The sequence below is a fragment of the Microvirga sesbaniae genome (assembly GCF_025460805.1).
Taxonomy (GTDB): domain Bacteria; phylum Pseudomonadota; class Alphaproteobacteria; order Rhizobiales; family Beijerinckiaceae; genus Microvirga; species Microvirga sesbaniae.
This window is the reverse complement of sequence record NZ_JAMXFJ010000008.1, coordinates 167,719-193,884: the sequence shown is the minus strand read 5'-3', so window position 1 is coordinate 193,884 and position 26,166 is coordinate 167,719. Positions and strand designations below refer to the sequence as shown.

Genomic DNA, 26,166 nt, shown 5'->3' with positions numbered 1-26,166 from the left:
GACAAGCCCGGCCCCGACGGGGAGGTTTGATCGTCAGGGTGAGGGAAAATGGGTGTCACAGTCTCAAGGGCTTCACGTCGCCTTGTTATGGGACTAAGTCAGACCCAAAGGACAAACCCACGGAGATCCCCGATGCCCTCCAAGCTCGACCAATTGCGCGCTATGACGGTCGTCGTCGCCGACACGGGCGACCTCGACGCGGTGCGCCGCCTCAAGCCGCAGGACTGCACCACCAACCCGACCCTCCTCCTGAAGGCGGTCGAAATTCCGGCCTATGGGCACCTCCTCGAGGAGGCCCTCGCCTGGGGCCGCAAGCAGGGCGGTGCCCGCGAGGCCGTGGTGGCGGCGATCTGCGACCGGCTCGCGGTTGCCTTCGGGGCCGAGCTGGCCGGGATCGTGCCGGGCCGGGTCTCGACGGAGGTGGATGCCGACCTGTCCTTCGACACGGACGCCACCGTGAAGACGGCGCGGAGCATCATCAAGGACTACGAGGAGCGCGGGGTCTCGCGCGACAAAGTCCTGATCAAGATCGCCTCGACCTGGGAGGGTATCCGCGCGGCCGAGATCCTCCAGAAGGAAGGCATCGACTGCAACCTCACGCTCCTGTTCTCCCAGGTTCAGGCCCAGGCCTGCGCGGAGGCGGGCGTGTTCCTGATCTCCCCCTTCGTCGGCCGCATCCTGGACTGGCACGTGAAGGCGGGCGGCGGGCCCTATACGGGCGAGACCGATCCGGGCGTGGTCTCGGTGCGCAACATCTATGCGTCGTACAAGGCGCAGGGCATCAAGACCGTCGTGATGGGCGCCTCCTTCCGCAATATCGGCGAGATCGAGGCGCTGGCCGGCTGCGACCGCCTCACCATCTCGCCCGCGCTTCTGGACGAGCTGGCGAACGCGCAGGGCGAGTTGCCGCGCAGGCTGTCGCCGGACGATGTGGAGACGATCCAGCCGCCCGCCCGCCTCGACGAGAAGAGCTTCCGCTTCGCCCTGAACGAGGACGCCATGGCGACCGAAAAGCTCGCCGAGGGCATCCGCTCCTTCGTGAAGGATCTGCGCTCCTTGCGCACCCTCGTGGCCCGGCGCCTCGAGGAAGCCAAGGCGGCCTGATCGCGATGGCGAAGGCTCTCGTCATCATCGACGTGCAGGCGGGAATTCTTCCCGCCAAGGGCACGGAGCGTCCCGCGGTGCGGCAGCGCTTCGACGAGGTGCGACGCCGGATTTTCGGGCTCGTGGGCGAGGCCCGGCGCCAGGGTGTGCCGATCATCTTCGTCCAGCATGCCGGAGAGCCTGGGCATCGTCTCGAAACCGGCACGCCCGGCTGGGAGATCTGCGGGGATCTCGGCCGGACGGCCGACGATCTCGTGGTCGGCAAGACGGCCTGCGATTCCTTCTACAAGACGGATTTTCAGGCGGTTCTTGCAGGCCGGGGCGTCAGGCATCTCGTCGTCGCCGGTCTCATGACGCAGTACTGCGTCGACACCACCTGCCGGCGCGCCGTGAGCCTCGGCTATGACGTCACGCTCGTGGCCGACGCCCATACCACGGCCGACATGCCGTCGCTGACCGTCGAGCAGATCGTCGATCACCACAACACTCTGCTCGACGGGTTCGATGCCGGAAACGCGGCGATCCGGGTCAGGCCGGCGAGCGAGGCCTTCGAGGCTGCGATGGAATCGTGCCCGGGCCGCGCAGCGAAGGCCGGGAACGGCTGACCGGAGATCTTCGACATCTCACAGCTTTATGGCCGGACTCGTCCCGGCCATCTTAAAGCATCGGACGTGAAAAGTGGACTTGCCCGTTTGGGATCCATCCGATGCTCTAGCGCGGTGAGGCGCGGCGCTTCAGGCAATCGGGATCACCGGGACAAGCCCGGTGATGACGTGCGTGTGAGTTCCCGGCCGGACTTGGTCCGAGGCCTTTGCAAGGACGGCGCCTACTTCTTCCCGGCCAGCGCCTTGTCGCGGATCGCCGAGAGCGACATGGTGGGCGTGATGACTTCCGGGTCGATGATGCAATGGAGGATCGCCGGCTTGCTGGAGGTGAGCGCACGCTGCAGGGCGGGGCCGAACTCCTCCGTGTTCGTCACCCGCTCGCCATAGCCGCCGAAGGCCTTGGCGTAGGCCGCGAAGTCGGGGTTCTTCAGCATGGTGGCCGAGACACGGCCGGGATATTCCCGCTCCTGGTGCATGCGGATCGTGCCGTACATGCCGTTGTCGAGCAGGATCACCAGGATCGGCAAGTCGTACTGCACGGCGGTGGCGAATTCCTGCCCGTTCATGAGAAAGTCGCCGTCGCCGGCGAACACCACCACGGGGCTGTCGGGCCGGATGCGCTTGGCGCCGACCGCGGCGGGGACGCCGTAGCCCATGGAGCCGGACGTGGGCGCAAGCTGCGTGCCGTACTCGCGGAAGGGCCAGAAACGGTGCACCCAGGTGGCGAAGTTTCCGGCGCCGTTGCAGAAGATCGTGTCGGACGGCATCACCTTGCGCAGGTGAGCCATCACCTCGCCCATCTGCAGGCCGCCCGCGGTGCGGATGGCGCTCGGATCGCTCCAGGCCAGATAGTCCGCATGGGCGGTTTGCGTGCCCTCGCTCCAGGGCAGAGAGGCTGGCGGATGCACGCCTTCCAGCGCCGCCGTGAAGGCGACCGGCGAGGCGTTGATGGCAAGGTGCGGAGCATAGACGCGGCCGAGCTCGCTCGGATCGGGATGGACATGCACCAGGGTCTGCTGCGGCGCGGGAATGTCGAGAAGCGTATAGGCCTGGCTCGGAATCTCCGACAGGCGGCCGCCGACGAGCAGGACGAGGTCGGCCTCCTTGATGCGCGCGAGAAGCTTCGGATTCACGCCGAGGCCGAGGTCGCCGATATAGGAGGCATGATCGGCCGGAAACAGCATCTGGCGGCGGAACGTGCAGGCGACGGGCAGCTCGAAGCGCTCGGCGAAGCGCACGAAGCGCTGGACGGCGACCTCGGACCAGCGGCTGCCGCCGAGAAGGGCGATCGGCTTCTTCGCGCCGTGCAGCAGCTTCTGCAGCTCCGCCATCTGCGTCAGTCCCGGATGGGTCTCGATGACCTGGTAGCGCGGCGCGTCGGCGACCGCGGCCATCTCGGTGAGAACGTCTTCCGGCAGCGCGATCACGACCGGGCCGGGGCGGCCGGAGGTCGCCACATGGAAGGCGCGCGAAACGATCTCGGGGAAGCGTGCCGGATCGTCCACCTCGGTGGCCCATTTGGCGAGCGGACCGAAGGCTGCCCGGTAATCGAGTTCCTGGAACGCCTCGCGCTCGCGCATGCCGCGCTCGATCTGGCCGACGAACAGGATCATCGGGGTGGAATCCTGCTTGGCGATATGGATGCCGGGCGAGGCGTTCGTTGCGCCGGGGCCGCGGGTGACGAAGCAGATGCCCGGGCGTCCGGTGAGCTTGCCGTAGGCCTCCGCCATCATGGCGGCGCCGCCTTCCTGGCGGCACACCGTCACGGTGATGTTCGCATCGTGCAAGGCATCCAAGGCGGCCAGATAGCTCTCGCCCGGCACGCAGAAGATGTGATCGACCCCATGCAGGTTAAGCTGATCGACAAGAATCTGGCCGCCGGTGCGGGAGGGCGCTGTCATGGAGGGCTCGTGAATTAAGAGGGCCGATAACAAAACGGAGGGCTAAAGCATCGGACCCAAAAGTGGACTTGCACTTTTGGGATCCATCCGATGCTTTCTTCTTGGATGAGAGCATCGGTCAGAACGGAAAACCGGATCCACTTTTCCGTCCGATGCTCTAGTGCCCTCCGCTCGATGAGTTTGATAGGATCAGGCGTCGACGTCGAACTTCACGCCCTGGGCGAGCGGAAGCGTGGAGCCGTAATTGATCGTGTTGGTGGCGCGGCGCATATAGGCCTTCCAGGCGTCCGAGCCGGACTCGCGTCCGCCGCCCGTTTCCTTCTCGCCCCCGAAGGCTCCGCCGATCTCGGCGCCCGAGGGGCCGATATTCACGTTGGCGATGCCGCAATCGGAGCCGACGGCCGACACGAAGGCCTCCGCCTCGCGCAGGTTGAGGGTGAAGATCGACGAGGAGAGACCGGCGCCGACCGCATTGTGCAGCTCGATCACCTGGTCGAAATCCGAGTAGCGCATCACGTAGAGGATCGGCGCGAAGGTCTCGCGCGTCACCGGGCCGGTCTGGCTCGGCATCTCGACGAGCGCAGGACGGGCATAGAAACCGTCATTCGCCAGGTCGGTGTAGCGTCCGCCGCCATGCACCTTGCCGCCGGCCGCGCGGGCCTCGTCGAGGGCGCGCTCCATGCCGTCGAAGGCCGCCTTGTCGATCAGCGGCCCGACCAGCGTGCCCTCGGTACGCGGATCGCCGATCTTTACGCTGCCATAGACCTTTGCGAGGCGCGGCACGAGCTGGTCGTACACGCTGTCATGTACGAAGAGACGGCGCAGGGTCGTGCAGCGCTGGCCCGCCGTGCCCATGGCGGCGAACGCGATGCCGCGCAGGGCGAGATCGAGGTCGGCCGAGGGCGCCACGATGGCGGCGTTGTTGCCGCCGAGCTCCAGGATCGCCCGGGCGAAGCGCTCGGCGAGCTTCGGGCCGACCTGGCGGCCCATGGCGGTGGAGCCGGTGGCGGAGAGAACCGGCACGCGGCTGTCCTCGACGAGAACCTGGCCGACCTCGCGGCCGCCCAGAATCACCTCGCACAGGCCCTCCGGCACGCCGCCGAAGCGCTTGGCGGCGCGCTCGACGATGGCGTGCGTGGCGAGCGCCGTGAGCAGGGTCTTCTCAGAAGGCTTCCACACCACGCTGTCTCCGCACACGAGGGCGAGCGCCGCGTTCCAGGACCACACGGCCACCGGGAAGTTGAAGGCCGAGATGACGCCGCAGACGCCGAGCGGATGCCAGGTCTCCATCATGCGGTGATCGGCGCGCTCGGTCGCGATGGTCAGACCGTAGAGCTGGCGGGAGAGGCCGACGGAGAAGTCGCAGATGTCGATCATCTCCTGAACCTCGCCGAGACCCTCGGACACGATCTTGCCCGCCTCCAGGGTGACGAGGCGGCCGAGATCGTCCTTGGCGGCGCGCAGCTCCTCGCCGAGGAGGCGGATGAACTCGCCGCGCTTGGGTGCCGGGACCTTGCGCCAGGCCTTGAAGGCGGCATCCGCCCGGCCGATGGCGGCCTTGGCCTCCTCGGGCGTGGTCTCGCGCACATGGGCGATCACTTCGCCGGTGATCGGCGACCGGGCCGGACGGCCGGCGGCCGCGAAGGCGCTCTCCGGCACGCCGAGGCGCGCGAGAATGGCGCGGGCCTCGTCCGCGACGGAGTCGGGCGTGGAGGATACGGGTTTCAGGCTCGCGGTCATGGTGGGTCTCCCTCGGTGCGGGCTTGGGCACATGCCGGCCCGCCACCTTCGCTTGTCGTTGAAACGAAACGACGGCGGCTTTCATGCCACCGTCTTAATGCATGACCGGACGCGCTGGGAACTGCTTTTCCCGAATAGGGTCATGCCAAATGGTCAAGAACTCGGAACGCTCCCGCTTCCCGTGAAGCGGGAGCCCAGTCCAGTTCCTCATGCCGCCGAGTCGAGGCGGATGTTCTTCGCGGCCGGCTCGTGGCCCTCGTCCAGGCGCTCGCCCGCATAGACGCGGCCGAAACGATTGGCCAGGAAGGTGTCGAGATCGATCTCCTCCTGGCGCACGAAACCCTGGTTCGGCAGCTTGCCTTCCACGAGCAGGTCGAGCATGGCGCAGATTCCGGCCGCGGTGGTGACCTGGATGGCCGTGCGCTGGACGCCGGCGACCTTCTGGCCGTAGACGCTGCGGGCATAGGTTTCCTGTACGTAGCGTCCGCCGCGCTCGCCGGTCACGGTCACGAAGACGATGACCATGTCCTGCATGGTGGCCGGCACCGCATTCTCCAGGATGTCCTTCAGGATCTCGCGGCGGTTGCGCAGCTGCAGGTCGTTGAGGAGGACCCGCATCAGGGCGCAGTGGCCGGGGTAGCGGATGGTCTTGTAGTTCAGGTTGCGCACCTTGCCTTCCAGCGTCTCGCACAGGGTGCCGAGGCCGCCGGAGGTGTTGAAGGCCTCGTAGCGGGTGCCGTCGAGGGAGAACTCCTCGAGCTCCTCCATGGCCGGAACCTCGCGCAGTTTGCCGTCGACCACCGCCTCGCAGCGCTCGATGTACTCGTTGATGACGCCGTCCGTGCTCCAGGTGAGATTGTAGGACAGGGCGTTGGACGGGTATTGCGGCAGGGCGCCGACGCGCAGGCGCACCGTGTCGAGCTTGTCGAAGCGGCTCGCGATGTCGTGCGCCACGATGGAGATGAAGCCGGGGGCGAGGCCGCATTGGGGAATGAAGGCCGTGGCGGCGCCCTCGGAGAGCTCCTTCACCATGCGGGTGGTGGCCACGTCCTCGGTCAGGTCGAAATAGTTGACGTCCGCGAGGCGGGCCGCCTGGGCCACGTGGCCGGTCAGGTGATAGGGGGCGGCGCTCAGGACCGCGAAATGGCCCTTGAGCGCATTCTGGAGGGCGACCGCGTCATTGAAGTCGAGCTGAAGCGTCTTCACCCCATCCTTGGCGACGGCCTCGAGGGCGGCGTCCGAAGCGTCCGCCACGGTGACGCTGTAGTGGCCGGTCTCGTGAAGCATGTCGACGATGGTGGAGCCGATCTTGCCGGCCCCGATGACGAGGATCGAGTGCATGGAAATCTCCCTGTGGTTCTCTCAGAAAACGGCAAAGCCATGCAGAACGCCATGGACAAGCTGACGAAAGGACGGGTAGTTTTCGGCATATTGCCATTTCGATTGGTCACAATGATGCTCGACGCCACCGATCGTGCCTTGATTGCGCTCCTGAGGGAGAATGCCCGGATCGGCCATGCGGAGGCGGCGCGACGGCTCAGGCTCTCCCGCACCACCGTGCAGGCCCGGGTCGAGAGCCTGGAACGCCGTGGGGTGATCGCCGGCTATACCCTGCGCCTTGCCGAAGAGGTCGCGAGCCGCATGGTGAGGGCGCACGTGACCATCGTGGTGGCGCCCAAGGCCTCCGGCGGCGTGGTCTCGGCGCTGCAGCGCATGCCAGAATTGCGCGCGCTTCATTCGGTCGCGGGTGTCTTCGATCTTCTGGCGGTGGTAGAGGCTGAGGACGTTCCCTCCCTCGATGCCGCCATCGACAGGATCGGCGCCCTCGACGGGGTGGAGCGCACGCAATCCTCCATCATTCTCTCAACGAAATTCGAACGATGACCTCTTCAGTCTCTCTTTCCGCCGATGTCGTGATCGTCGGCGGCGCCGTCATGGGCTCCTCCGCGGCCTATCACCTGCTCGCCGATTCCGGCTTCAAGGGACGCGTGGTCGTCATCGAGAAGGATCCGACCTACCAGCTCTCCGCCTCGGCCCTGTCGGCGGCCTCGATCCGCCAGCAATATTCCAGCGCGGTGAACATCCGCATCTCGCTCTATGGAATCCAGTTCCTGCGCGGCATCGCCGATCACCTGACCGTCGACGGCGACCGGCCGGAGATCGGCCTGAAGGAAGGCGGCTATCTCTATTGCGCGTCGGAGGCCGGCGCCTCGATCCTGGCGGAGAACCAGGCGCTCCAGGCGGCCGAGGGGGCGGACATCCTGTTCCTGAACCCGTCCGCCCTGAAGGAGCGCTTCTCCTGGCTCAACGTGGAGGACCTGGCGGCGGGCACCTGGGGGCGTTCGGGGGAGGGCTGGTTCGACGGCTGGGGCCTGCTCCAGGCCTTCCGCAAGAAGGCCCGTGCGCTCGGCGCCCAATACGTGAAGGGCGAGGTGGCCGAGGTCGAACGGGACGGCCGCGCGATCGTCGCGGTGCGGCTGAAGGACGGCACCCGCATCCCCTGCGGCACGCTCGTCAACTGCGCGGGCTCCGGCGGACGCGCCGTGGCGGCCATGGCCGGGCTCGACATTCCGGTCCAGGCCAAGCGCCGCTACGTCTTCACCTTCTCCTGCAAGGAGCGGGTCGAGAACTGCCCGCTGCTCATCGATACCTCCGGCGCCTATGTGCGGCCCGAAGGGGAGGGGCATTTCATCTGCGGCGCCTCCCCCGAGGCGGATCTCGATCCCGACTGGTCCGACGAGGATCCGGCCAGCCAGGAGATCGATCACGCGTTTTTCGAGGAGTTCATCTGGCCGAACCTGGCGAACCGCGTCCCGGCCTTCGAGGCGATCCGGCCGGGCCGGGCATGGTCCGGTCCCTACGACATGAGCCTCCTCGACCACAACGCGATCATCGGCCAGGCCGGCGAGCTCGCGAACTTCTACCTCTGCAACGGCTTCTCCGGCCACGGCCTGCAGCAGGCCCCCGCAGTGGGCCGGGGCCTGGCCGAGCTGATCGTCCACGGCGGCTACCGGACGCTCGATCTGTCCGAGCTCGGCTACGAGCGCGTTCTCGCCAATCGTCCGCTGCTCGAACGCAACGTGATCTGAGCCCCGGCCCGGAACGGGCCTGGCCCTTTCGGGGTCCTTGCTCCTGGTGCGTTAGAGACCTGTCTCGTCGGCGGTGCGATAGGCCCAGATCCGGCCGCCCCGATTCATGTGGCGCTGCATCAGTCCGGGCTGGTCCGCATCGGGCCGGGTGTCGACGGCCAACTCGTTGACACCCTCCCGGTCGGCCCGCTCCTCGGCGCGGCGCGCGCCGGTGCCGACAGTCGCGCCCGAGCCCTGGTCGGTCTGGGCGAACGCGTCCGTCCTCAGGTCGGCGGTGCCGAGATCGTCCGCGCCGTCCGCCATGAGGCCCATGCCGGGCAGGGTGCCCGTGGTGGTCGTGCCGGCGCCCGACCCGCCGGTGATCCCGGCCGCCAGGGGCGCCCCCGCATCGGCTCCCGCCCGGTCGGACCCGCTCCCCTCGAGCCATTCGCGGCTGCTGCCGTCGAGGTCGACCGGATCGAACATCTCCAGCACCCGCACGGCCTCCTCGACATTGTCCCGGTCGACCTGAGCGGCGATCAGGACGCAATGCCTCCGCAGGCCCTGCTCGAAGAGGCGCTTGTCGGAGTCCGGCAGGTTCAGGTCGTGCAGCGCGTCGAGGGTGTCGTCCCGGGCCGACAGGCTGCGGAAGCCGGAGATCGACGAGATCTCGCGGGCCTCCGCATTGCCGGCGGCGACGATTCGGTTCTGGGCGATGCCCATTTCCAGCAGGGATTGCAGGGCTTGGTGGGCCTGGGCGGGATCCCTGAACAGGGCGGCGATCATCTGGGGCATGGGTTTCTTCCGTTAAGTTACTCCCTCAACGAAGAGGTGTTCCGGGCTGTTCCCGACATCGGCCGTTAAGTCTTTTGGATGAAAGGGCTTCCATTTTGAAGCCGGCTATGATTGTCATGTTTTCGTCATAGAAACGTCATCCGGCCTTAATGCCGGGGTGATGAACGACAAGAACGTCCCCGACGGGATGACATGGGAGAGATTACTATGATGAAGAAGTCCCTCCTCGGCGCTCTGGCCATCGGCCTGGCGACGAGCACCTCCGCCTTCGCCCAGACCGAGATCCAGTGGTGGCACGCCATGACGGGTGCCAATAACGACGTCGTGAACCGTCTGGCGGACGAGTTCAACAAGTCCCAGAACGAATACAAGGTCGTCGTCAGCTACAAGGGCCAGTACGCCGATACCCTGAACGCCGGCATCGCCGCGTTCCGCGCGGGCAACGCTCCCCACATCCTGCAGGTTTTCGAAGTCGGCACGGCGACCATGATGGGCGCCCGCGGGGCGATCAAGCCCGTCTATCAGCTGATGGCCGAAGCCGGCGAGAAGTTCGACCCGCAGGCCTACCTGCCGGCGATCACCGGCTACTATTCCACGGCGAAGGGCGAGATGCTGTCCTTCCCGTTCAACTCCTCCTCGATGGTCATGTGGATCAACAAGGACGAGCTGAAGAAGGCGGGCGTTAACGAGATCCCGAAGACCTGGCCGGAAGTGTTCGAAGCCGGCAAGAAGCTCAAGGCGGCCGGCCACGACACCTGCGGCTTCTCGAACGCCTGGGCGCCCTGGGCCAACATCGAGCAGTTCTCCGCCTGGCACAACATCCCGATGGCCACCAAGGCCAACGGCCTCGACGGCTTCGACACGGAGATGAAGTTCAACTCTCCGGCGCACGTGAAGCACCTGCAGAACCTCGTCGACCTGCAGAAGGACAAGACCTACGACTATTCGGGCCGCGACTCGAAGAGCGAAGGCCGCTTCACCTCGGGCGAATGCGCGATCTTCCTGACCTCGTCGGGCTTCTACGGCAACGTGAAGGCCAACGCGAAGTTCGACTTCACGTCCGTGCCGATGCCCTACTACCCGGACATCCAGGGCGCTCCGCAGAACTCCATCATCGGCGGCGCTTCGCTGTGGGTCATGGGCGGCAAGAAGCCTGAAGAGTACAAGGGCGTGGCCAAGTTCTTCACCTTCCTGTCGGACACCGACCGCCAAGCCAAGCTGCATCAGGAATCGGGCTACCTTCCGATCACCAAGGCAGCCTACGAGAAGACCAAGGCTTCGGGCTTCTATGAGAAGAACCCCGTCCTGCAGACCCCGCTGCTGGAGCTGACCAACAAGGAGCCGACCGAAAACTCCCGCGGTCTGCGCTTCGGCAACATGGTCCAGATCCGCGACGTGGTGTCGGAAGAGATCGAGGCTGCCCTGGCCGGTCAGAAGCCCGCCAAGGACGCTCTCGACTCAGCCGTGACGCGCAGCAACCAGATTCTGCGCCAGTTCGAGCGTTCCGTCAGCCGCTAAGCGATCTGACCGCACGACTTTCCATCCCGGGCGGCCCCGCTGCCCGGGATGATCTTATGGATCACCTTCGCAGACCGGTTGCCGCCGCCATCTGCCCCCATCATCCGGACAGCCGTAATCGCGATGGAAAAACGAGCTCATTTTTCAGGTTGGACGCTGCCACTTCTGCTGATCGTTCCGCAGATGGCGATCACCATCATTTTCTTCTATCTGCCTGCATCGCAGGCCATCTGGCAGTCGTTCCTGCGGGAGGACGCCTTCGGTCTCAGCTCCGAATTCGTCGGCTTCGAGAACTACAGTGCCGTGTTCGAGCAGCCTGAATATTATCGGGCCATGGTCACAACGGTGATCTTCTCGACCCTGGTGGCGTTCTTCTCCCTCGCAGTCGCGCTCCTTTTCGCCACACAGGCCGATAAGAGCCTGCGGGGCGGCCACGCGTTCAAGACTCTGCTGATCTGGCCTTATGCGGTGGCTCCCGCCATTGCGGGCGTCCTGTGGATGTTCATGTTCCACCCGACGCTCGGCACGCTCGGACGCCCGCTCAACATCCTGGGATTCAACTGGAACCCCATGCTTGACGGCAAGGATGCCATGATCCTGCTCGTGCTCTCCGCCACCTGGAAGCACGTCAGCTACAATTTCCTCTTCTTCCTCGCCGGCCTGCAGGCGATTCCGAAAAGCGTGATCGAAGCCGGCGCCATCGACGGCGCAGGGCCCGTACGCCGCTTCTGGACGATCATCTTCCCGCTGCTGTCGCCGACCACCTTCTTCCTTCTCGTCGTGACCATCGTGTACGTGTTCTTCGAGACGTTCGGCATCATCGATGCCGTGACGGGCGGCGGTCCGGCCGGAACGACCACGACCCTCGTCTACAAGGTCTATGCGGATGGGCGGTCCGGTGGTGATCTTGGCCTGTCGGCCGCCCAGTCGGTGGTCCTCATGGTCATCGTGATCGCGCTGACCGCCATCCAGTTCCGCTATGTCGAACGCAAGGTACAGTACTGATGGTCGAGAATCGTCCCTTTAGAGACTTCATGGCCTATCTGACGCTGGTCATCGGCGTCATCCTGGTGGCCTTCCCGGTCTATCTCGCGATCATGGCGTCGACATTCGACACCGCCACCATCATCAACGGCAACATGCCGCTGACCCCGGGCGATCAGACGCTGGAAAACTACTCCCGGGCGCTGTTCTACGGGGGCAAGACGGCCCGCGAGCCGGTGATGGGCATGATGATCAATTCCATGATCGTCGCGCTGGGAATCGCATTCGGGAAGATCCTGATCTCGATCCTGTCGGCCTATGCGGTGGTGTATTTCAGGTTCCCGTTCCGCAGGACGGCGTTCTGGGTCATCTTCATCACCCTGATGCTTCCGGTCGAAGTGCGTATCTATCCGACCTACAAGATCGTCGCGGATCTGGGCCTCCTTGACACCTATTCCGGTCTCATCCTGCCGCTCATCGCGTCGGCGACCGGCACGCTCCTGTTCCGGCAGTTCTTCATGACCATTCCCGAGGAGCTTCTGGAAGCCTCGAAGATCGACGGCGCGGGCGCGTTCCGCTTCTTCAAGGACACGCTGCTTCCGCTTTCCATGACGACGATCGCGGCACTCTTCGTGATTCAGTTCATCTATGGATGGAACCAGTATCTCTGGCCGCTGCTGATCACCACGAAAAGCTCGATGCAGACCATCGTCATCGGCATCAAGAAGATGATCACGACCACCGATGCGCTCACGGAGTGGAACATCGCCATGACGACGGCCGTGCTGGCGATGGTGCCGCCGGTGCTGGTCGTCATCTTCATGCAGAGGCTCTTCGTGAAGGGTCTGGTCGAAACGGAGAAGTGACGCGGGAAACGCGCAGGGCCCTTCCGTTTCGGCGGAGGGGCTCCTTCTCACATCATCGAAATTTTCGCCTGCGGCCCAGGGCGGCGCGGGCAACGATAAAAGGAACGAAACGATGGCAGGGGTCACACTCGATACCGTCAGGAAGATCTATGCGGGCAATGTGGAGGCCGTGAAGGGCGTCTCTCTCGGAATCGAGGACGGCTCCTTCTGCGTCCTCGTCGGCCCGTCCGGCTGCGGCAAGTCCACGCTGCTCCGGATGATCGCGGGCCTCGAGACGATTTCCGACGGAGAGGTGAAGATCGGCGACCGGGTCGTGAACCAGGTCGAGCCGGCCGATCGCGACATCGCCATGGTGTTCCAGAACTACGCGCTCTACCCGCATATGACCGTCTACGACAACATGGCCTATGGCCTGAAGAACCGCGGCACGCCGAAGGACGAGATCGAGAAACGCGTGAAGGAAGCGGCCCGCATCCTGGCCATCGAATCCTTCCTCACCCGCAAGCCGCGACAGCTCTCCGGCGGTCAGCGCCAGCGCGTCGCCATGGGCCGCGCCATCGTGCGCAAGCCCCAGGTGTTCCTGTTCGACGAGCCGCTCTCGAATCTCGACGCCAAGCTGCGTGTGCAGATGCGGGTCGAGATCAAGCGCCTGCAGAAGGCTCTCGGCGTGACGTCGATCTACGTGACCCACGACCAGGTCGAGGCGATGACGCTCTCCGACAAGCTCGTGGTGATGTCCGGCGGTCAGATCGAGCAGGTCGGCACCCCGTCGGACGTCTACCGCCGGCCCGAGACCCGGTTCGTCGCCACCTTCATCGGCTCGCCGCCCATGAACATCCTGCCCGGCAAGGTCGAGGGGCCCGGCCGGGTGTCGGTCGGCGGACAGGTGATCACGGTCACGGACATGCGCGACGGCCTTACGCCGGGCTCTGCCATCGAGGTGGGCCTGCGTCCGGAGGACGTCCAGGCGGGCGGCGCCGGCTCGAGCTCTCTCTCCATGGATGTGGACTTCGTGGAGGAACTCGGCGCGACCCAGCTCTTCCACGGCAAGGTGGCGGGCGCCGACTTCGTCGTTCAGGCCTCCACCGGTCAGATCCCGGCCGAGACCCGCCGGCTGACCCTGTCGGTCGACCCGGCCAACGTCCATCTCTTCGACCCCCAGACCACCCGCCGTCTCGGCAAGGCCTGACCTCCCGGCCGCCGAGCCGGCCGTCATGGAGACCAGGCGCCCCGGGCTTTGAGCTCGGGGCCCTTTCGCCGTGCGGGCGCCGTCATGTCCCTCGCCCCGTCTCCACCCTCATCCCGAGGCGGGCCGCAGGCCCGTCCCGAAGGATGGCTCCCGTGCGCCCCGGAGGGAAGGGTAATGGCCAGGGTCGTCGGTCGCGCGCCACGGGACCGGCTTCCTCGGCGCGTCATGGCTGGCCCTCAACGTCATCACCAGCCTCGTGCCGGCGATCCCGATGGCTTGGAACGCCGCGCCTTTCGGATCGGGATGGCCGGGACAAGCCCGGCCATGACGTCGGAGGGTGTCAGTGCCGGACCGGGTGTTCCCCCGCGACGTCGTCACCGGTACAGGCCCGGTGACGACGTCGAGGCGGTTGCACGGCGTTCGAAGCCTCGGTATCCCTTTTCCTTCAACGTGAGGAACAGCGATGACGGTCAAGCTCGACGGCGCCACTCTCGGCATTCAGGATGTGGTGCGCGTGGCGCGCCCCGATGCCAGCGGAGCCTTTGCGCCCGCCGCCCTGGCGCCGGAGGCGCGCGAGCGCATTGCGGCGACGCGGGACTACATCGACCGCACCTGGATGCACGATGACGCGCCGCTCATGTATGCCTTCAACACGGGCGTCGGCCTGTTCAAGGACCAGCGCGTCCTCATCAGCGACATGGCGGCCTACCAGCGCAAGACGGTCTATGCCCACGCCACCGGGGTCGGGGAGCCCTTCGCCGAGGACGTGACCCGCGCCATGATGCTCCTGCGGGCCAATGCGTTCGCGTCGAACTATTCCGGCCCGCGCGTCGAGCTGGTCGAGCGCCTCATCGCGTTCGTCAACGCGGGCCTGCATCCGGTCATTCCGCAAAAAGGCTCCGTCGGCGCGTCGGGCGATCTTGCGCCGCTCGCCCACATGGCCGGCGCGGTCTGCGGCTTCGAGGAGGCCGAGATGATCTATCACGGCCGCCGGTTGCCGGCCCGCGAGGCCATCCGGGCGGCCGGCTTCGATCCCGATTTCGAACTCGGCGCGAAGGATGCCTCCGCTCTCATCAACGGCTCGACCACGTCGCTCGCCCTCGGGGCGCTGGCCACGCACGACGCGCGCCGCCTGCTGAAGCAGGCCGACATCGCCATGTGCCTGTCGCTCGAGGCCATGCGCGGCGAGCTCGCGGCCTTCGATCCCCGCGTGCACAGGGCGCGTCCTCATCCGGGACAGGCCCGCGTGGCCCGCAACCTGCTGCGCATCCTCGACGGCACGAAGCGCTGCTCGCAGGCCGCGCGCGACATCGTGTTTCCCGACGAGCCGCGTCAGCCCGGAGCCCCGGCGGCTCCCCGCGTGCAGGACGTCTATTCCCTGCGCTGCACGCCGCAGGTTCACGGGCCCGCCATCGAGGCGGTGGAATACGTGGAGCGCATCATCGGCACGGAGATGAACTCTGCCACCGACAACCCGCTGATCTTCGACGACGGCCAGGGCGGCTACGTGTCGATCTCGGGCGGGCACTTCCACGGTCAGTACATGGCGCAGGCGATGGACTTCCTCGCCATCGCCATGGCGGATCTCGGGGCGATCTCCGAGCGGCGCCTCGCGCGCCTGATCGACCCTACCATGTCCTACGGGCTGCCGCGCAACCTGCTCGCCGGCAAGCGCGGTCTCAACACGGGATTTGCGACCGTGCAGTGCTCCCTGTCGGCGCTGGTGATGGAGAACCGCGGGCTGGCGACGCCGGGCTCGGTCGACTCCATTCCCGGCAAGTCGAATGCCGAGGATCACGTCTCCAACTCGACCTGGTGCGGGCGCAAGGCGCGTATTGTCGTCGAGAACGTGGAGCAGATCGTGGCCGGCGAATTGCTGATGGCCGCGCAGGCGCTCACGCTCGTGGAGCCGCTCGCGACGGATCATCCGCTCGGCAAGGGCTCGCGCGCCGCCATGGAGGCCATTCGGGCCGTGATTCCGCCGGCGCTCGAAGGCGATCGCTGGTACGCGACCGAGATGCGCCAGGCGCTCGACCTGGTCCGGTCCGGCGCGGTGGTCGAAGCCGTCGAGAGCGCCGTCGGAGAACTCGAGTAAGGAAAAAGGGCCCGGTGCGACCGGGCCCTCGATTCATCAGTGCTGCGCTTGATCAGCGGCAGCGGCGAACCTCGCGGTACACGATGCGTCCATTGGGCCGCACCACGCGCTCGCGCACCGTGCGGCAGCGATCGACCCGGCCCCAGCCCGGCCGCACGCCGCAATCCCGCACGGTCCGGAAGACCACCCGGCCGTTCGGGAGAACGGTGCGGACGCGGCGCGTGACGCACTGCACATTGTCCACAAGGGTCGGCGCCTGCAGCTGCTCGGCGCCGAAACGGGCCTGCGCCTCTTGCGGTGCAGCAAGGAAGCCGGCGCCGAGGACAAGGGCAAAGGCGGGGAGAATGATGGCTCGCATGGACCATTCCTTATGTTGTGAGGAGGGGCTGACGACAACGATGTGTGTATGCCATGGTTCCTGAAGCTGGAATGAACCTCATGTCGTCACGCGTTATGATCCGTCCCGTTCACGTCTCCGACGCGGCCGAGCTGGTTGCCGGGAATCTCGCCAGCATCGACCTGCATGAACCCTGGGTCTCTCCCTGCCGCGATCATGCGAGCTTCCTCGGCTATCTCAACCGCTGCGACGGCGACCGCTCCATCGGCTTCATCGCCCGTGAGCGGGCGAGCGGCAAAATCGTCGGCGTGGTGAATCTGAGCGAGATCGTGCGGGGCTTTTTTCAGAGCGCCTATATGGGCTATTACGGCATGGCCGGCATGAGCGGGCGCGGGCTCATGAGCCAGGCGGTGGGACTCGTCGTCTCGCATGCCTTCGGCGAACTCGGCCTGCATCGCATCGAAGCCAACATCCAGCCGGGCAACGGACCGTCCCGAGCGCTCGTCACGCGGCTCGGCTTTCGCCAGGAAGGCTATTCACCGCGCTATCTCAAGATCAACGGGGAATGGCGCGATCACGAGCGCTGGGCCGTGCTCGCGGATGAGTGGCGCGGATGATCCGCGTCAGGTCACGGGCCCGAGCTTCTTCTGCAGGAAGAAGCGGCTGCCGCCGACGGGATAATTCTCGAGTTCGCCGAAGATCTCGTATCCGAGGCGCCGATAGAGTTCGAGCGCCCTGGGGTTGAGCGTGTCGATCCAGGCCGAGTGGCAGCCCTTGCTTCGGGCCTCGTCCTCGGCCATCGCGATCAGCCGCGTGGCAAGGCCCATGCCGCGGAAGGCCGCGGGCACGAAAAGGAGCTCGATGGCGAGCCAGCCGCCGTTCATGCGGCCGCAGAGCCCCCCGACAGGCTCGTTGCTGTCGGGATCCCGGAGGGCGATGGCGAGATCGCGGCCCGGTGGAAGGCCGGCGAAGAGAGTTCTGTTGAAGTCCCGCACGCCCTCCAGGACGATCGGATGCAGCGCGGAGGCATCGTCGACGAACGCGATTGTCGGAACCTGTTTCATCACGCGGATCTCACGCGGCAACCCGCTTGACCGTGTCCATCAGCACGCGGGCCGCCACATCCGCGTCTTCGACGGTGATCGACTCCGCCGGGTTGTGGCTGATGCCGCCCTTGCAGCGCACGAAGAGCATGGCGGACGGGCAGAGTCCGGCCATCGCGACCGCGTCGTGACCGGCGCCCGAGGAGAGATGCAGCGGCTCGAGGCCGAGGCTCCTCACGGCCTCTTCGAGTTCCCCGGCCAAACCCTTGTCCATGGGCGTCGCGGGCGATTCCATGAACGGCTCGATGGTGAACGCCACACCCCGCCTCTGCGCGGCGGCCTGGCACTCGGTCACGATGTCCTGCACCATCGCAAGCCGCACCGCATCGTCCGGGGACCGGGCATCGAGGGTGAAATCGACCCGCGCCGGAATGACGTTGATCGCGCCGGGCTGCACCTGCGCCGCGCCCACGGTCGCCACCGTGTCGGTGCGTGTCGAGCCTGCGCGCTCGACGATGCCGATCATCTCGGCCACGGCCGCGAGCGCATCGCGGCGCATGGTCATCGGTACGGTGCCCGCATGGCCCGCTTCACCGATCACGCTGCAGCGCGCCCGCGTGATGCCGTTGATCGCCGACACGATGCCCACTGGAAGGTCCTTTGCTTCCAGAAGCGGTCCTTGCTCGATATGCACCTCCAGGTACCCGCGGTACCGCGCCGGGTCGCGGGCAAGCGCCGCGATTCCATCCGGGTCGCCGCCGAAGCGGATCAGCGCCTCGCGGAAGGTGATCCCGTCCCGGTCCCGGCCGTCGAGCCAGGCCCGGTTGAAGCGGCCCGCAAGCGCCTGGGACGTGGAGAGGTTGCTCGGAAAGCGCACATTCTCCTCGTCACCGAAGGCGACGACCTCGATGGGGCAGGAGGGGGCGAGGTTCTGCCGCCGCAAGGCTTCGACCACGGCGATGCCGAGCACGACCCCGAGATTGCCGTCGTAGCGGCCGGCATCGACCACGGAGTCGATATGGGAGCCGATGAGGAGGGCAGGGGCTTCCGGATCGGTGCCCTCGATCCGCCCGATGACGGAGCCGAGAGCATCGATATGGGCGTTCAGACCGGCTTCCCGCATCAGGCGGAGCGTGGCGTCCGCCGCCCGGCGATGGGCGTCGGAGAGATAGAGGCGGGTGAGGCGGCCGGGTTCGTCCGTATGCTGGGCGAGATCCTCGATCATCGCCATCACGCGGCGGCCGAGGGTGAGATCTGTCGTGCTGGTCATGGACCGGAGAGTTTCAGGAACCGGCCTGCTTCGCAAGAGGAAGAGCGATTGCCTCGCCGGCCCCGTGTCGGCGATCCGGATGGCGTGAAGCGCAGCGCTTCTCGACCGGGATGGCCGGGACGAGCCCGGCCATGACATGCAGAATTGGTCGGCGAAACGCGGCGTGAAAGGCCTCAGGCCGCGACGCCGAGCTTCTTTTGCAGGCTCGTGGACGAGGTCGTGTATTGAAACAGGAGTTTCTTCTCCGGATACACGTAGCGGTGCACTTTCTGGGCTGCCAGCGCGCCTTCGTGGAAGCCCGAGAGGATGAGCTTAAGCTTGCCCGGATAGGTGTTGATGTCGCCGATGGCGAAGATGCCGGACACGTTGGTCTCGAACTTCTCCGTATCGACCGGGATCAGGTTCTCGTGCAGGTTCAGACCCCAGTCGGCGATCGGACCGAGCTTCATGGTCAGCCCGAAGAACGGCAGCATCACGTCGCAATCGACCGTGAACTCCGAGCCGTCGTCCTTTCGGATCACCGCGCCTTCCAGGACGGGCTCCTCGCCCTTGAGAGAGGTCACCTGGCCGAGATGGAGATCCATGTCGCCGGAGGCCACGAGAGAGCGCATCTTCTCCACCGTGTGCGGCGCGGCCCGGAAGGCGTCGCGGCGGTGCAGGAGGGTCAGGCGCTTGGCGATGGGCTGGAGGTTCACCGTCCAGTCGAGGGCGGAATCGCCGCCGCCCACGATGAGCACCTTCTTGTTGCGGAACATCTCCATCTTGCGCACGGCGTAGTACACGCCGGTGCCCTCATAGGCCTCGATGTTCTCGATCGGCGGCTTCTTGGGCTGGAACGAGCCGCCGCCGGCCGCGATGATCACGGCCTTGCAGGTGAAGGTGGTGCCGTTCTCGGACGTCCTGACCCGGAACAGGGGCGCCTCGGGGGTGCCGATGGATTCCAGGCTCTCCACCATCTCGTTCAGGTGGAAGGTCGGATGGAACGGCTCGATCTGCGCCATCAGGTTGTCGACGAGGCCCTGGCCCGTCACCATCGGGAAGCCGGGGATGTCGTAGATCGGCTTTTCCGGATAGAGTTCGGCGCATTGCCCGCCCACCTTGGGCAGGATGTCGATGAGGTGGCATTTGATGTCGAGGAGGCCCAGTTCGAACACGGCGAACAGGCCCACGGGCCCGGCACCGATGATGACGACGTCCGTTTCGATATGGTCGGTCATGAACAGGCTCCTTCGAGAGACCCTTTCGAAACACGGTCTCTTCAGCTTTGGCAATGTGGCAGGGTGACGGTCAGGCCCCGGTCGGCGCGAGGGTGACCTCCAGGCCGTCGAGTTCGGGAGTCCAGAGGATCTGGCAGGAGAGGCGCGAATTGGGCTGCGTCATCACGGTGTCGAGCTGGTCCTCTTCCTCCTCGGTGGGCGGATAGAGCCTGCCGAGCCATTCTTCGGCGACGAAGACGTGGCAGGTCGCGCATTCGCAGGCCCCGCCGCACAGGCCCTCGATGGGCAGGCCCCAGTCCCGGATGATCTCCATCACCCGCCAGCCCTCGATGGCCTCGAGGGTGTGGCGCTGGCCGGCCCGGTCGGTCACATGGATGACGCCCATGAAGCGGGAATTCCTCTTGCGTGCAATCTGGGATGGGGCGCGGAAGGGGCTGCGCCGGATGGGCTGATATCGTCCTTTCGGCCCGCTCCGTCAACGGTTTAGGGCATCAAACCCCGAGGGTTTCCGCCCGCAGGGCCTCATCGGCCATGAGCTCGGCCATGGAGCCCTGGAAGCGGATCTCGCCGCGCTCGATGACACAGGCACGGTCGCTGATGCCGGCCGCGAAGGCCCAGTTCTGCTCGGACAGGAGGACCGCCACCCCCTCCGCCTTCATGGCCCGGACCGCCTCGGCCATCGTCTGGACGATGACCGGCGCGATGCCCTCGGAGGGCTCGTCGAGCAGGATCGCGTCCGGGTTGCCCATGAGCGTACGGGCGATGGACAGCATCTGCTGCTCGCCCCCCGACATCTGGTTGCCGCGCCGTCCCCGCATCTCGGCGAGATTGGGAAACAGACGGAAGAGCCGCTCCGGCGTCCAGGGCGAGCGGCCGGCCCCGGCGGGGCGCCGTCCCGTCTCCAGGTTCTCCTCGACGGTGAGATCCGTGAAGATGCGCCGGTCCTCTGGCACGTAGCCGAGCCCCAGGCGGGCGATTCTGTAGGTCGGCAGCCGGTCGAGGGAGTGCCCCTTGAAGGTCGCCTGCTTGGCTGAGGCCGAAACCAGCCCCATGATCGCCTTCAAGGTCGTGGTCTTGCCGGCCCCATTGCGGCCGACCAGGGCCATGACCTCGCCGGGATGAAGCCGGAACGTCACGTCGAAGAGGACCTGGGCGCGGCCATAGAAGGCGCAGAGATTCCAGATCTCGAGCAGCGGCTTGCTCATGCGGGCCTTGCTCCCTTTGGTCGCTCCAGGGCATGCTCGTCCCCGAGATAGGCCCGCTTGACCTCCTCGTTCCGGCGGATCTCGTCGGGCGCGCCGGCTGCGATGATCCGGCCGCGCAGAAGCACGAGAACCCGGGCCGCATGGCCGAAGACCACGTCCATGTCGTGCTCCGTGAACAGGACGCCGATCCCCTGCGTGTCGGCAATGGACGCGGTGAGATCCATCAGTTCCGTCCGCTCGCGGGGCGCCATGCCGGCCGTGGGCTCGTCCATCAGAAGGAGCTTGGGCTCTCCGGCCAGCGCGATGGCGAGTTCCACCCGCTTCACGTCGCCATAGGCCAGGGCCGAGCAGGGGACATCCGCGGCCTCCGCCATCCCGACCCGGGCGAGGAGCTGGACCGCCTTCTCGCGGTGACGCTCCCGGGCCGGCGACCAGAGGCCGCCGCTTTGCCGCCGGCAGCTGATCAGGGCCATCTGGATGTTTTCCGCGGCACTCATCGACAGGAAGGTCTGGGCTACCTGGAAGGTGCGTCCCACACCGCGGCGGAAGCGCTTCTGCGGCGAGGCATGGGTGATGTCATGACCGTCGAGCAGAACCCGGCCGCGATCCGGACGCAGCTGGCCGCCGACCATGTTGAACACGGTGGATTTGCCCGCGCCGTTGGGGCCGATGACGGCGAGCATCTCGCCGCGCGCGACGGTGAATTCCACGTCGCGGGCCGCCACCACGCCGCCGAAGGATTTCTGCAGGCCGCTCACGGAAAGAAGCGTCATTCGCGCGCCTCCCACCAATCCCGAACCGTGCCGACGAGGCCGCGCGGAAAGATCAGCACCATGGCGATGATGCTCAGGCCCAGCATCAGGCGCCAGAGCGACGTGAGCGGCATGACCCAGTCTCGCAAGGCGTGCAGGACGGCCGCCCCGGCGAGCGGGCCCATGACGGTCTGGATGCCGCCGAGGAGCAGCATGGTGAGCGCATCGACGGAGGTCGAGATCCCGAGCAGGCTCGGATCCACCGAGCCGCGGGAGAAGGCATAGAGCCCGCCCGCGAGCCCGGCTGCCGCGCCGGCGATCATGAAGGCGAGCCAACGGTGCCGGCGGATCGTCAGGCCGATCGCCTCCGCGCGGGCTTCCGAGTCGCGAGCGGCCCGCAGGGCATAGCCGAAGGGCGCGTCGATGATCCGTCTCAGGAGCAGCACGGCCACGACGGTCAGCGCGGCGGTCAAGAGATAGTAGGGCACCGGTCCGCCGGCCCAGCCCGCCGGCCAGACGCCGACGATGCCGTTATCGCCGCCGGTCACCTCCACCCATTGGAACGCGACCGCAAAGAGGATCTGCGCGGCGGCGAGCGTCATCATGGCGAGATAGATGCCGGACAGGCGGACCACGAAAGCGCCGATCAGTCCGGCGCCCAAAGCCGCCAGGGCGAGCCCGGCGGGAAGGGCGGCCTCCATGGACAGGCCGAACCACTTCACGGCGAGCGCTGCGCCGTAGGCGCCAAGACCGAAGAAGGCCGCGTGGCCGAAGCTCACGACACCGCCGACGCCGATGAGGAGCTGCAGGCTGAAGGCGAAGAGCGCGAAGATCAGGATTTCGGTCGCGACCTTCAGCAGATAGGCGTCGGCCACGAGCGGGAGACAGGCGAGCCCCGCCACGACGGCGAGCAGCATGGCGAAGCGGCCAGGCAAGGGTTTGCGGCTGGCGATTCCCACCGCATGGGACCCGCCGACCACCTCGGCGCGCCCGAAGAAGCCGTAGGGCCGGATCGCCAGCACCACGGCCATGAGCAGGAACACCACCACGAGGGTGCTCTTCGGAACGATCAGGATGCCGAAGGCCTGCAGCTGCCCGATGATGAGCGCGGCCAGGAACGCGCCGGGCACGCTGCCCATGCCGCCGACCACGGTGACGACGAAAGCCTCGGCGATGATGGACAGGTCCATGCCGGTATGGGCCGAGACGCGCGGGATCTGCAGCGCGCCGCCAAGGCCGGCCAGGAAGGCGCCGAGGAACAGCGTGCCGGTGAACAGCATCGCCTGGTTGACGCCGAGCGACGCCACCATGTCCCGATCCTGAGTGGCCGCCCGCACCAGCACGCCGAACCGCGTCCTGCGCAGGAGGAGCCACACGAGCCCGAGGACGACGGGGCCGGCCGCGATCAGCACGAGCTCGTAGGACGGGAAGCGCCTGCCGAGAATTTCAACGGGGGCGCGCAGGCCCGGGGCTCGGGGTCCGAGAATGTCCTCGGGCCCGAAGACCTGCACCACGAGATCCTGCACCACCAGAACGACCCCGAAGGTGGCAAGCAGCTGGAAGAGTTCCGGCGCGCCGTAGATGCGGCGCAGGAGCAGGACCTCGATGATGACGCCGATGAGGCCGACGATCAGGGCCGATGCCAGGATGCCGGCCCAGAAGGTCATGGGCCCGAAGGAGAGATCGAGCAGGCGCGGTATCAGGGTGGCGGCCGTGTAGGCGCCGATCATGTAGAGCGAACCATGCGCGAAGTTCACGATCCGCGTGACGCCGAACACGATGGTCAGGCCGCAGGCCGCGATGAAGAGCGATGAAGCGCTGGAAAGGCCGCTCAGGGCCTGGACGGCGAGAAAGGAGGGATCCAGCGCCAGCAATCCTCTAATCCTTCCGCACCGCCTTCACCTCGGCCTCGGTCGGCATGAACGACGTGCCGTCCTTGTAGGCCCAGTCCGCCATGCCGCCGGCGGCGCCCTTGAGCACAAGCTTGCCGACCCAGGCGCCCATGCTGGACTGGTTGTCGATGCCGCGCATGGTGACAGGGCCGATGACCGTGTCGAACTTCGCATCTTCCAGCGCCTTGATGATCGCCTCGGTGTCCGTCGAGCCCGCCCGCTCGACGGCGTCGCGGATCATGTACACGACCATGTAGCCGAGGAGCGAGCCGAGGCGGGGCGTGTCGTTGTACTTGGCCCGGTAGGCGTCGACGAAGGCCTTGTGCTTCGGCTCCGTGATCTGGTCCCAGGGATAGCCGGTTACGGTCCAGCCTTCCGGCACCTCGTCCTTCAGGGGCAGGAGCCATTCGGGCTCCCCCGTGAGGAGCGAGAGGACCGTTGCGCCCTCGAAGAGCCCGCGGGTGTTGCCCTCGCGGACGAACTGGGTGAGATCCGGGCCGAAGAGCACGTTGAAGATGCCGTCGGGCTTGGCCTGTTCGATGGCGGAGACGGTCGCGCCGGCCTCGATCTTGCCGAGCGCCGGATATTGTTCGACGACGATCTGCGCGCCGGGCACGCGCTCCTGGATGAGACGCTTGAACGCCTGCGCGGCCGACTGGCCATACTCGTAATTGGGCGCCACGATGGCCCAGCGCTTTGCCCCCGAGGCCTTCGCCTGATCGACCAGCATGCCCACCTGCATGGTGTTGTTGGGCCGGATGCGGAAGGTGTAGCGGTTGCCCTGCGCCATCGTGATGGCATCGGTCAGGGGCTCGGCCGCGATGTAGACGATCTTCTTCTGGTTGGCATAATCGGCCATCGCGACGCCGACATTGGACAGGAACGAGCCGAAAAGGAGAATCGCACCCTCGCGGGTCACGAGCTCGTCGGCCACGCGGGTGGCGTCGCCGGTGGTGGCGCCGTCCTCCCGGGAGACGATTTCGATCTTGCGGCCGAGAACGCCGCCTTTGGCGTTGATCTCGTCGAGGGCGAGCTGCCAGCCATTGCGGTAGGGGACGGTAAAGGCCGCCTGCCGGGCGTAGGAATTCAGCTCGCCGATCTTGATCGGAGCCTGTTGCGCGTGGACCGCCGGTGCTCCGAGCGCGAGCACTGCGCCGAGCGCCAGCCAGCGAATCGCGGAAATCTTCACCATTGCGTGTTCCTTGCCATCGAGAGCCTGCGTGGATTTAGGGCCAATCCAGGTTCGAAGAAAGACCAAATTGCCAAGCTCCGTGAATTCCTGCCTTGCTCGAGCCCGGGGAGCAATGACACATTCGCCGCCTTCGTTCCTTGAACATCGACAGGTCCCATGCTCCTCGACCGCGACCCTGCCCGGGCTTTCATGCCTTATCCGGCCGTTCCAGTCCCCCACGCCCCGAGCGGGCCGCTGTCGGGTCTAACCTTCGCGGCCAAGGACCTGTTCGACGTGGCGGGCTATCCCACCAGCGCGGGATCGCCCCACATGCTCGCCATGTCGGGCATCAAGACCCGGACGGCCCCCACGGTGCAGACGCTCCTTGATTCGGGCGCCCGTCTCGTCGGCAAGACCATCACGGACGAACTTGCCTTTTCCATGAGCGGCAAGAATGCCCATTTCGGCACTCCGGTGAACGGCGGGGCGCCCGATCGCATTCCCGGCGGCTCGTCCTCGGGATCGGCCGCGGCCGTCTCGAACGGATTGTGCGACTTTGCCCTCGGCACCGACACCGGAGGCTCGGTCCGGGCACCGGCGAGCCATTGCGGTCTTTTCGGCATCCGTCCCACCCACGGGCGGGTGAGCCTCGAGGGCTGTCATGATCTGGCGCCTTCCTTCGACACCTGCGGTTATTTCACCCGCGACGGCGCCACATTCGCCAGAGTCGGCGAGGTCCTGCTCGGCCCCGACCGCCATCCCCTGCCGCAGAGCCCGCGGGTGCTCCTGGCCCGGGATGCGTTCGCTCTGCTCGGCAGAGAGGTCCAGGACGCCCTGGCGCCGGCCCTGCGCCGGACGGAGGCCGTGCTGGGCACCCCCGAGCCGGTCGAGGCGGCGACGGAAGGTTTCACGGCGCTCTACTGGACGATGCGCTACATCCAGAGCCGGGAAGCCTGGACCGTCGACGGTCCGATGATCGAGCGCTACAGGCCGCCTCTCGGTCCGGGCGTGGCCGACCGGTTCGCGTTCTCGCAGGCCGTGACCGACGTCCAGGTGACGGAAGCCCAGGTGATCCGGGCGGCCTTCCGCAAGCGGTTCGGCGCGCTCCTCGCCCCCGATGCGGTGTTGATCCTGCCGACCATGCCGGATGTCGCGCCGCTGCTCTCGGAGAGCGACGAGGCGCTGAACGACTATCGCAACAACGCCCTGAATCTGCTCTGCCTGTCGGTCCTGTCGGGCCTGCCCCAGGTGTCGATTCCACTGGCCTCCCGCTCGGGTGCCCCGCTGGGGCTGTCCCTCATGGGGCCCGCCGGTTCCGACATGAGCCTCGTCACTCTGGCGCAGCGAATCGCGGACGGCGCAGCCGACTGACGGGACCCATCCCGCGCGGCCGGAGTTACCGGCAGGAGCCGGG

24 protein-coding genes are annotated in these 26,166 nt (G+C 66.6%); 11 read left to right on the top strand and 13 right to left on the bottom strand.

Annotated elements, in window-relative coordinates; all coding sequences use genetic code 11:
- Positions 1 to 132 precede the first annotated feature (132 nt).
- Positions 133 to 1,104, top strand: coding sequence for a transaldolase (gene tal / locus OCW50_RS14000; RefSeq protein ID WP_262297969.1), 972 nt, complete (start codon positions 133 to 135; stop codon positions 1,102 to 1,104).
- 5 nt (positions 1,105 to 1,109) lie between these two features.
- Complete coding sequence (locus OCW50_RS13995; protein ID WP_262297968.1) at positions 1,110 to 1,709, top strand: cysteine hydrolase family protein; 600 nt, start codon at positions 1,110 to 1,112, stop codon at positions 1,707 to 1,709.
- Positions 1,710 to 1,930: 221 nt separating this feature from the next.
- Here the strand turns inward: OCW50_RS13995 and OCW50_RS13990 are convergent, their stop codons facing one another.
- From OCW50_RS13990 to OCW50_RS13980, 3 genes are all read right to left on the bottom strand, one after another.
- Positions 1,931 to 3,610: a thiamine pyrophosphate-binding protein gene (locus OCW50_RS13990; protein ID WP_262297967.1), complete on the bottom strand. Its 1,680-nt coding sequence runs from the start codon at positions 3,608 to 3,610 to the stop codon at positions 1,931 to 1,933.
- 189 nt (positions 3,611 to 3,799) lie between these two features.
- Positions 3,800 to 5,350, bottom strand: a complete 1,551-nt coding sequence (amaB, locus tag OCW50_RS13985) for an L-piperidine-6-carboxylate dehydrogenase (RefSeq protein ID WP_262297966.1) — start codon at positions 5,348 to 5,350, stop codon at positions 3,800 to 3,802.
- Positions 5,351 to 5,557: 207 nt separating this feature from the next.
- On the bottom strand, positions 5,558 to 6,691 hold the full coding sequence (locus OCW50_RS13980; protein ID WP_262297965.1) for a saccharopine dehydrogenase family protein: 1,134 nt from the start codon (positions 6,689 to 6,691) through the stop codon (positions 5,558 to 5,560).
- A gap of 111 nt (positions 6,692 to 6,802) precedes the next feature.
- On the opposite strand from OCW50_RS13980, the gene OCW50_RS13975 reads away from it, so the two are divergent.
- Together OCW50_RS13975 and OCW50_RS13970 are read left to right on the top strand one after the other, a co-directional pair.
- Positions 6,803 to 7,234, top strand: a complete 432-nt coding sequence (locus tag OCW50_RS13975) for an Lrp/AsnC family transcriptional regulator (protein WP_262270406.1) — start codon at positions 6,803 to 6,805, stop codon at positions 7,232 to 7,234.
- Positions 7,231 to 8,439, top strand: coding sequence for an NAD(P)/FAD-dependent oxidoreductase (locus OCW50_RS13970; RefSeq protein WP_262297964.1), 1,209 nt, complete (start codon positions 7,231 to 7,233; stop codon positions 8,437 to 8,439). Before OCW50_RS13975 ends, OCW50_RS13970 begins: the two co-directional genes overlap by 4 nt.
- A 51-nt stretch (positions 8,440 to 8,490) precedes the next feature.
- On the opposite strand, the gene OCW50_RS13965 is transcribed toward OCW50_RS13970, so the two are convergent.
- Complete coding sequence (locus OCW50_RS13965) at positions 8,491 to 9,213, bottom strand: hypothetical protein (protein ID WP_262297963.1); 723 nt, start codon at positions 9,211 to 9,213, stop codon at positions 8,491 to 8,493.
- Between the two features lie 207 nt (positions 9,214 to 9,420).
- On the opposite strand from OCW50_RS13965, the gene ugpB reads away from it, so the two are divergent.
- The 5 genes from ugpB to OCW50_RS13940 all read left to right on the top strand — a co-directional run bounded on the left by ugpB (position 9,421) and on the right by OCW50_RS13940 (position 15,865).
- Positions 9,421 to 10,731, top strand: coding sequence for a sn-glycerol-3-phosphate ABC transporter substrate-binding protein UgpB (ugpB, locus tag OCW50_RS13960; RefSeq protein WP_373371387.1), 1,311 nt, complete (start codon positions 9,421 to 9,423; stop codon positions 10,729 to 10,731).
- 123 nt (positions 10,732 to 10,854) lie between these two features.
- Complete coding sequence (gene ugpA, locus OCW50_RS13955; protein ID WP_262297962.1) at positions 10,855 to 11,736, top strand: sn-glycerol-3-phosphate ABC transporter permease UgpA; 882 nt, start codon at positions 10,855 to 10,857, stop codon at positions 11,734 to 11,736.
- Entirely contained in the window at positions 11,736 to 12,581 is an 846-nt protein-coding gene (ugpE, locus tag OCW50_RS13950) for a sn-glycerol-3-phosphate ABC transporter permease UgpE (protein WP_262270389.1), read from the top strand. Before ugpA ends, ugpE begins: the two co-directional genes overlap by 1 nt.
- Positions 12,582 to 12,693: 112 nt before the next feature.
- Entirely contained in the window at positions 12,694 to 13,770 is a 1,077-nt protein-coding gene (locus OCW50_RS13945) for a sn-glycerol-3-phosphate import ATP-binding protein UgpC (RefSeq protein ID WP_262270388.1), read from the top strand.
- A gap of 463 nt (positions 13,771 to 14,233) precedes the next feature.
- A complete protein-coding gene (locus OCW50_RS13940) occupies positions 14,234 to 15,865 on the top strand; it encodes an HAL/PAL/TAL family ammonia-lyase (protein ID WP_262297961.1) in 1,632 nt (543 codons plus the stop codon).
- A gap of 52 nt (positions 15,866 to 15,917) precedes the next feature.
- Here the strand turns inward: OCW50_RS13940 and OCW50_RS13935 are convergent, their stop codons facing one another.
- Positions 15,918 to 16,223 carry a hypothetical protein gene (locus OCW50_RS13935; protein WP_262270386.1) on the bottom strand — a complete coding sequence of 102 codons (306 nt, stop codon included), beginning with the start codon at positions 16,221 to 16,223 and terminating at the stop codon, positions 15,918 to 15,920.
- Between the two features lie 80 nt (positions 16,224 to 16,303).
- On the opposite strand from OCW50_RS13935, the gene OCW50_RS13930 reads away from it, so the two are divergent.
- A complete protein-coding gene (locus tag OCW50_RS13930; RefSeq protein WP_262270385.1) occupies positions 16,304 to 16,819 on the top strand; it encodes a GNAT family N-acetyltransferase in 516 nt (171 codons plus the stop codon).
- A 6-nt stretch (positions 16,820 to 16,825) separates the two neighbouring features.
- Here OCW50_RS13930 and OCW50_RS13925 read toward each other — a convergent pair whose 3' ends face one another.
- The 8 genes from OCW50_RS13925 to OCW50_RS13890 all read right to left on the bottom strand — a co-directional run bounded on the left by OCW50_RS13925 (position 16,826) and on the right by OCW50_RS13890 (position 24,773).
- The gene (locus OCW50_RS13925; RefSeq protein ID WP_262297960.1) at positions 16,826 to 17,266 is read right to left on the bottom strand and encodes a GNAT family N-acetyltransferase; all 441 of its coding nucleotides are present in this window, start codon (positions 17,264 to 17,266) and stop codon (positions 16,826 to 16,828) included.
- Positions 17,267 to 17,276: 10 nt separating this feature from the next.
- Positions 17,277 to 18,515 carry an allantoate amidohydrolase gene (locus OCW50_RS13920; protein ID WP_262297959.1) on the bottom strand — a complete coding sequence of 413 codons (1,239 nt, stop codon included), beginning with the start codon at positions 18,513 to 18,515 and terminating at the stop codon, positions 17,277 to 17,279.
- A gap of 173 nt (positions 18,516 to 18,688) precedes the next feature.
- Positions 18,689 to 19,732, bottom strand: a complete 1,044-nt coding sequence (locus OCW50_RS13915) for an NAD(P)/FAD-dependent oxidoreductase (protein ID WP_262297958.1) — start codon at positions 19,730 to 19,732, stop codon at positions 18,689 to 18,691.
- Positions 19,733 to 19,802: 70 nt separating this feature from the next.
- Positions 19,803 to 20,117: a 2Fe-2S iron-sulfur cluster-binding protein gene (locus OCW50_RS13910; RefSeq protein WP_173949453.1), complete on the bottom strand. Its 315-nt coding sequence runs from the start codon at positions 20,115 to 20,117 to the stop codon at positions 19,803 to 19,805.
- Between the two features lie 106 nt (positions 20,118 to 20,223).
- The gene (locus tag OCW50_RS13905) at positions 20,224 to 20,937 is read right to left on the bottom strand and encodes an ABC transporter ATP-binding protein (RefSeq protein WP_262270381.1); all 714 of its coding nucleotides are present in this window, start codon (positions 20,935 to 20,937) and stop codon (positions 20,224 to 20,226) included.
- Entirely contained in the window at positions 20,934 to 21,710 is a 777-nt protein-coding gene (locus OCW50_RS13900; RefSeq protein WP_262297957.1) for an ABC transporter ATP-binding protein, read from the bottom strand. Before OCW50_RS13900 ends, OCW50_RS13905 begins: the two co-directional genes overlap by 4 nt.
- Positions 21,707 to 23,563, bottom strand: a complete 1,857-nt coding sequence (locus OCW50_RS13895) for an ABC transporter permease (RefSeq protein WP_262297956.1) — start codon at positions 23,561 to 23,563, stop codon at positions 21,707 to 21,709. The genes OCW50_RS13900 and OCW50_RS13895 overlap by 4 nt, the downstream gene beginning before the upstream one ends.
- 4 nt (positions 23,564 to 23,567) lie before the next feature.
- Positions 23,568 to 24,773 carry an ABC transporter substrate-binding protein gene (locus OCW50_RS13890; protein ID WP_262270378.1) on the bottom strand — a complete coding sequence of 402 codons (1,206 nt, stop codon included), beginning with the start codon at positions 24,771 to 24,773 and terminating at the stop codon, positions 23,568 to 23,570.
- Between the two features lie 156 nt (positions 24,774 to 24,929).
- Here OCW50_RS13890 and OCW50_RS13885 point away from each other — a divergent pair, with 156 nt between their 5' ends.
- The gene (locus OCW50_RS13885) at positions 24,930 to 26,123 is read left to right on the top strand and encodes an amidase (RefSeq protein ID WP_262270377.1); all 1,194 of its coding nucleotides are present in this window, start codon (positions 24,930 to 24,932) and stop codon (positions 26,121 to 26,123) included.
- The last annotated feature ends 43 nt before the right edge of the window (positions 26,124 to 26,166 follow it).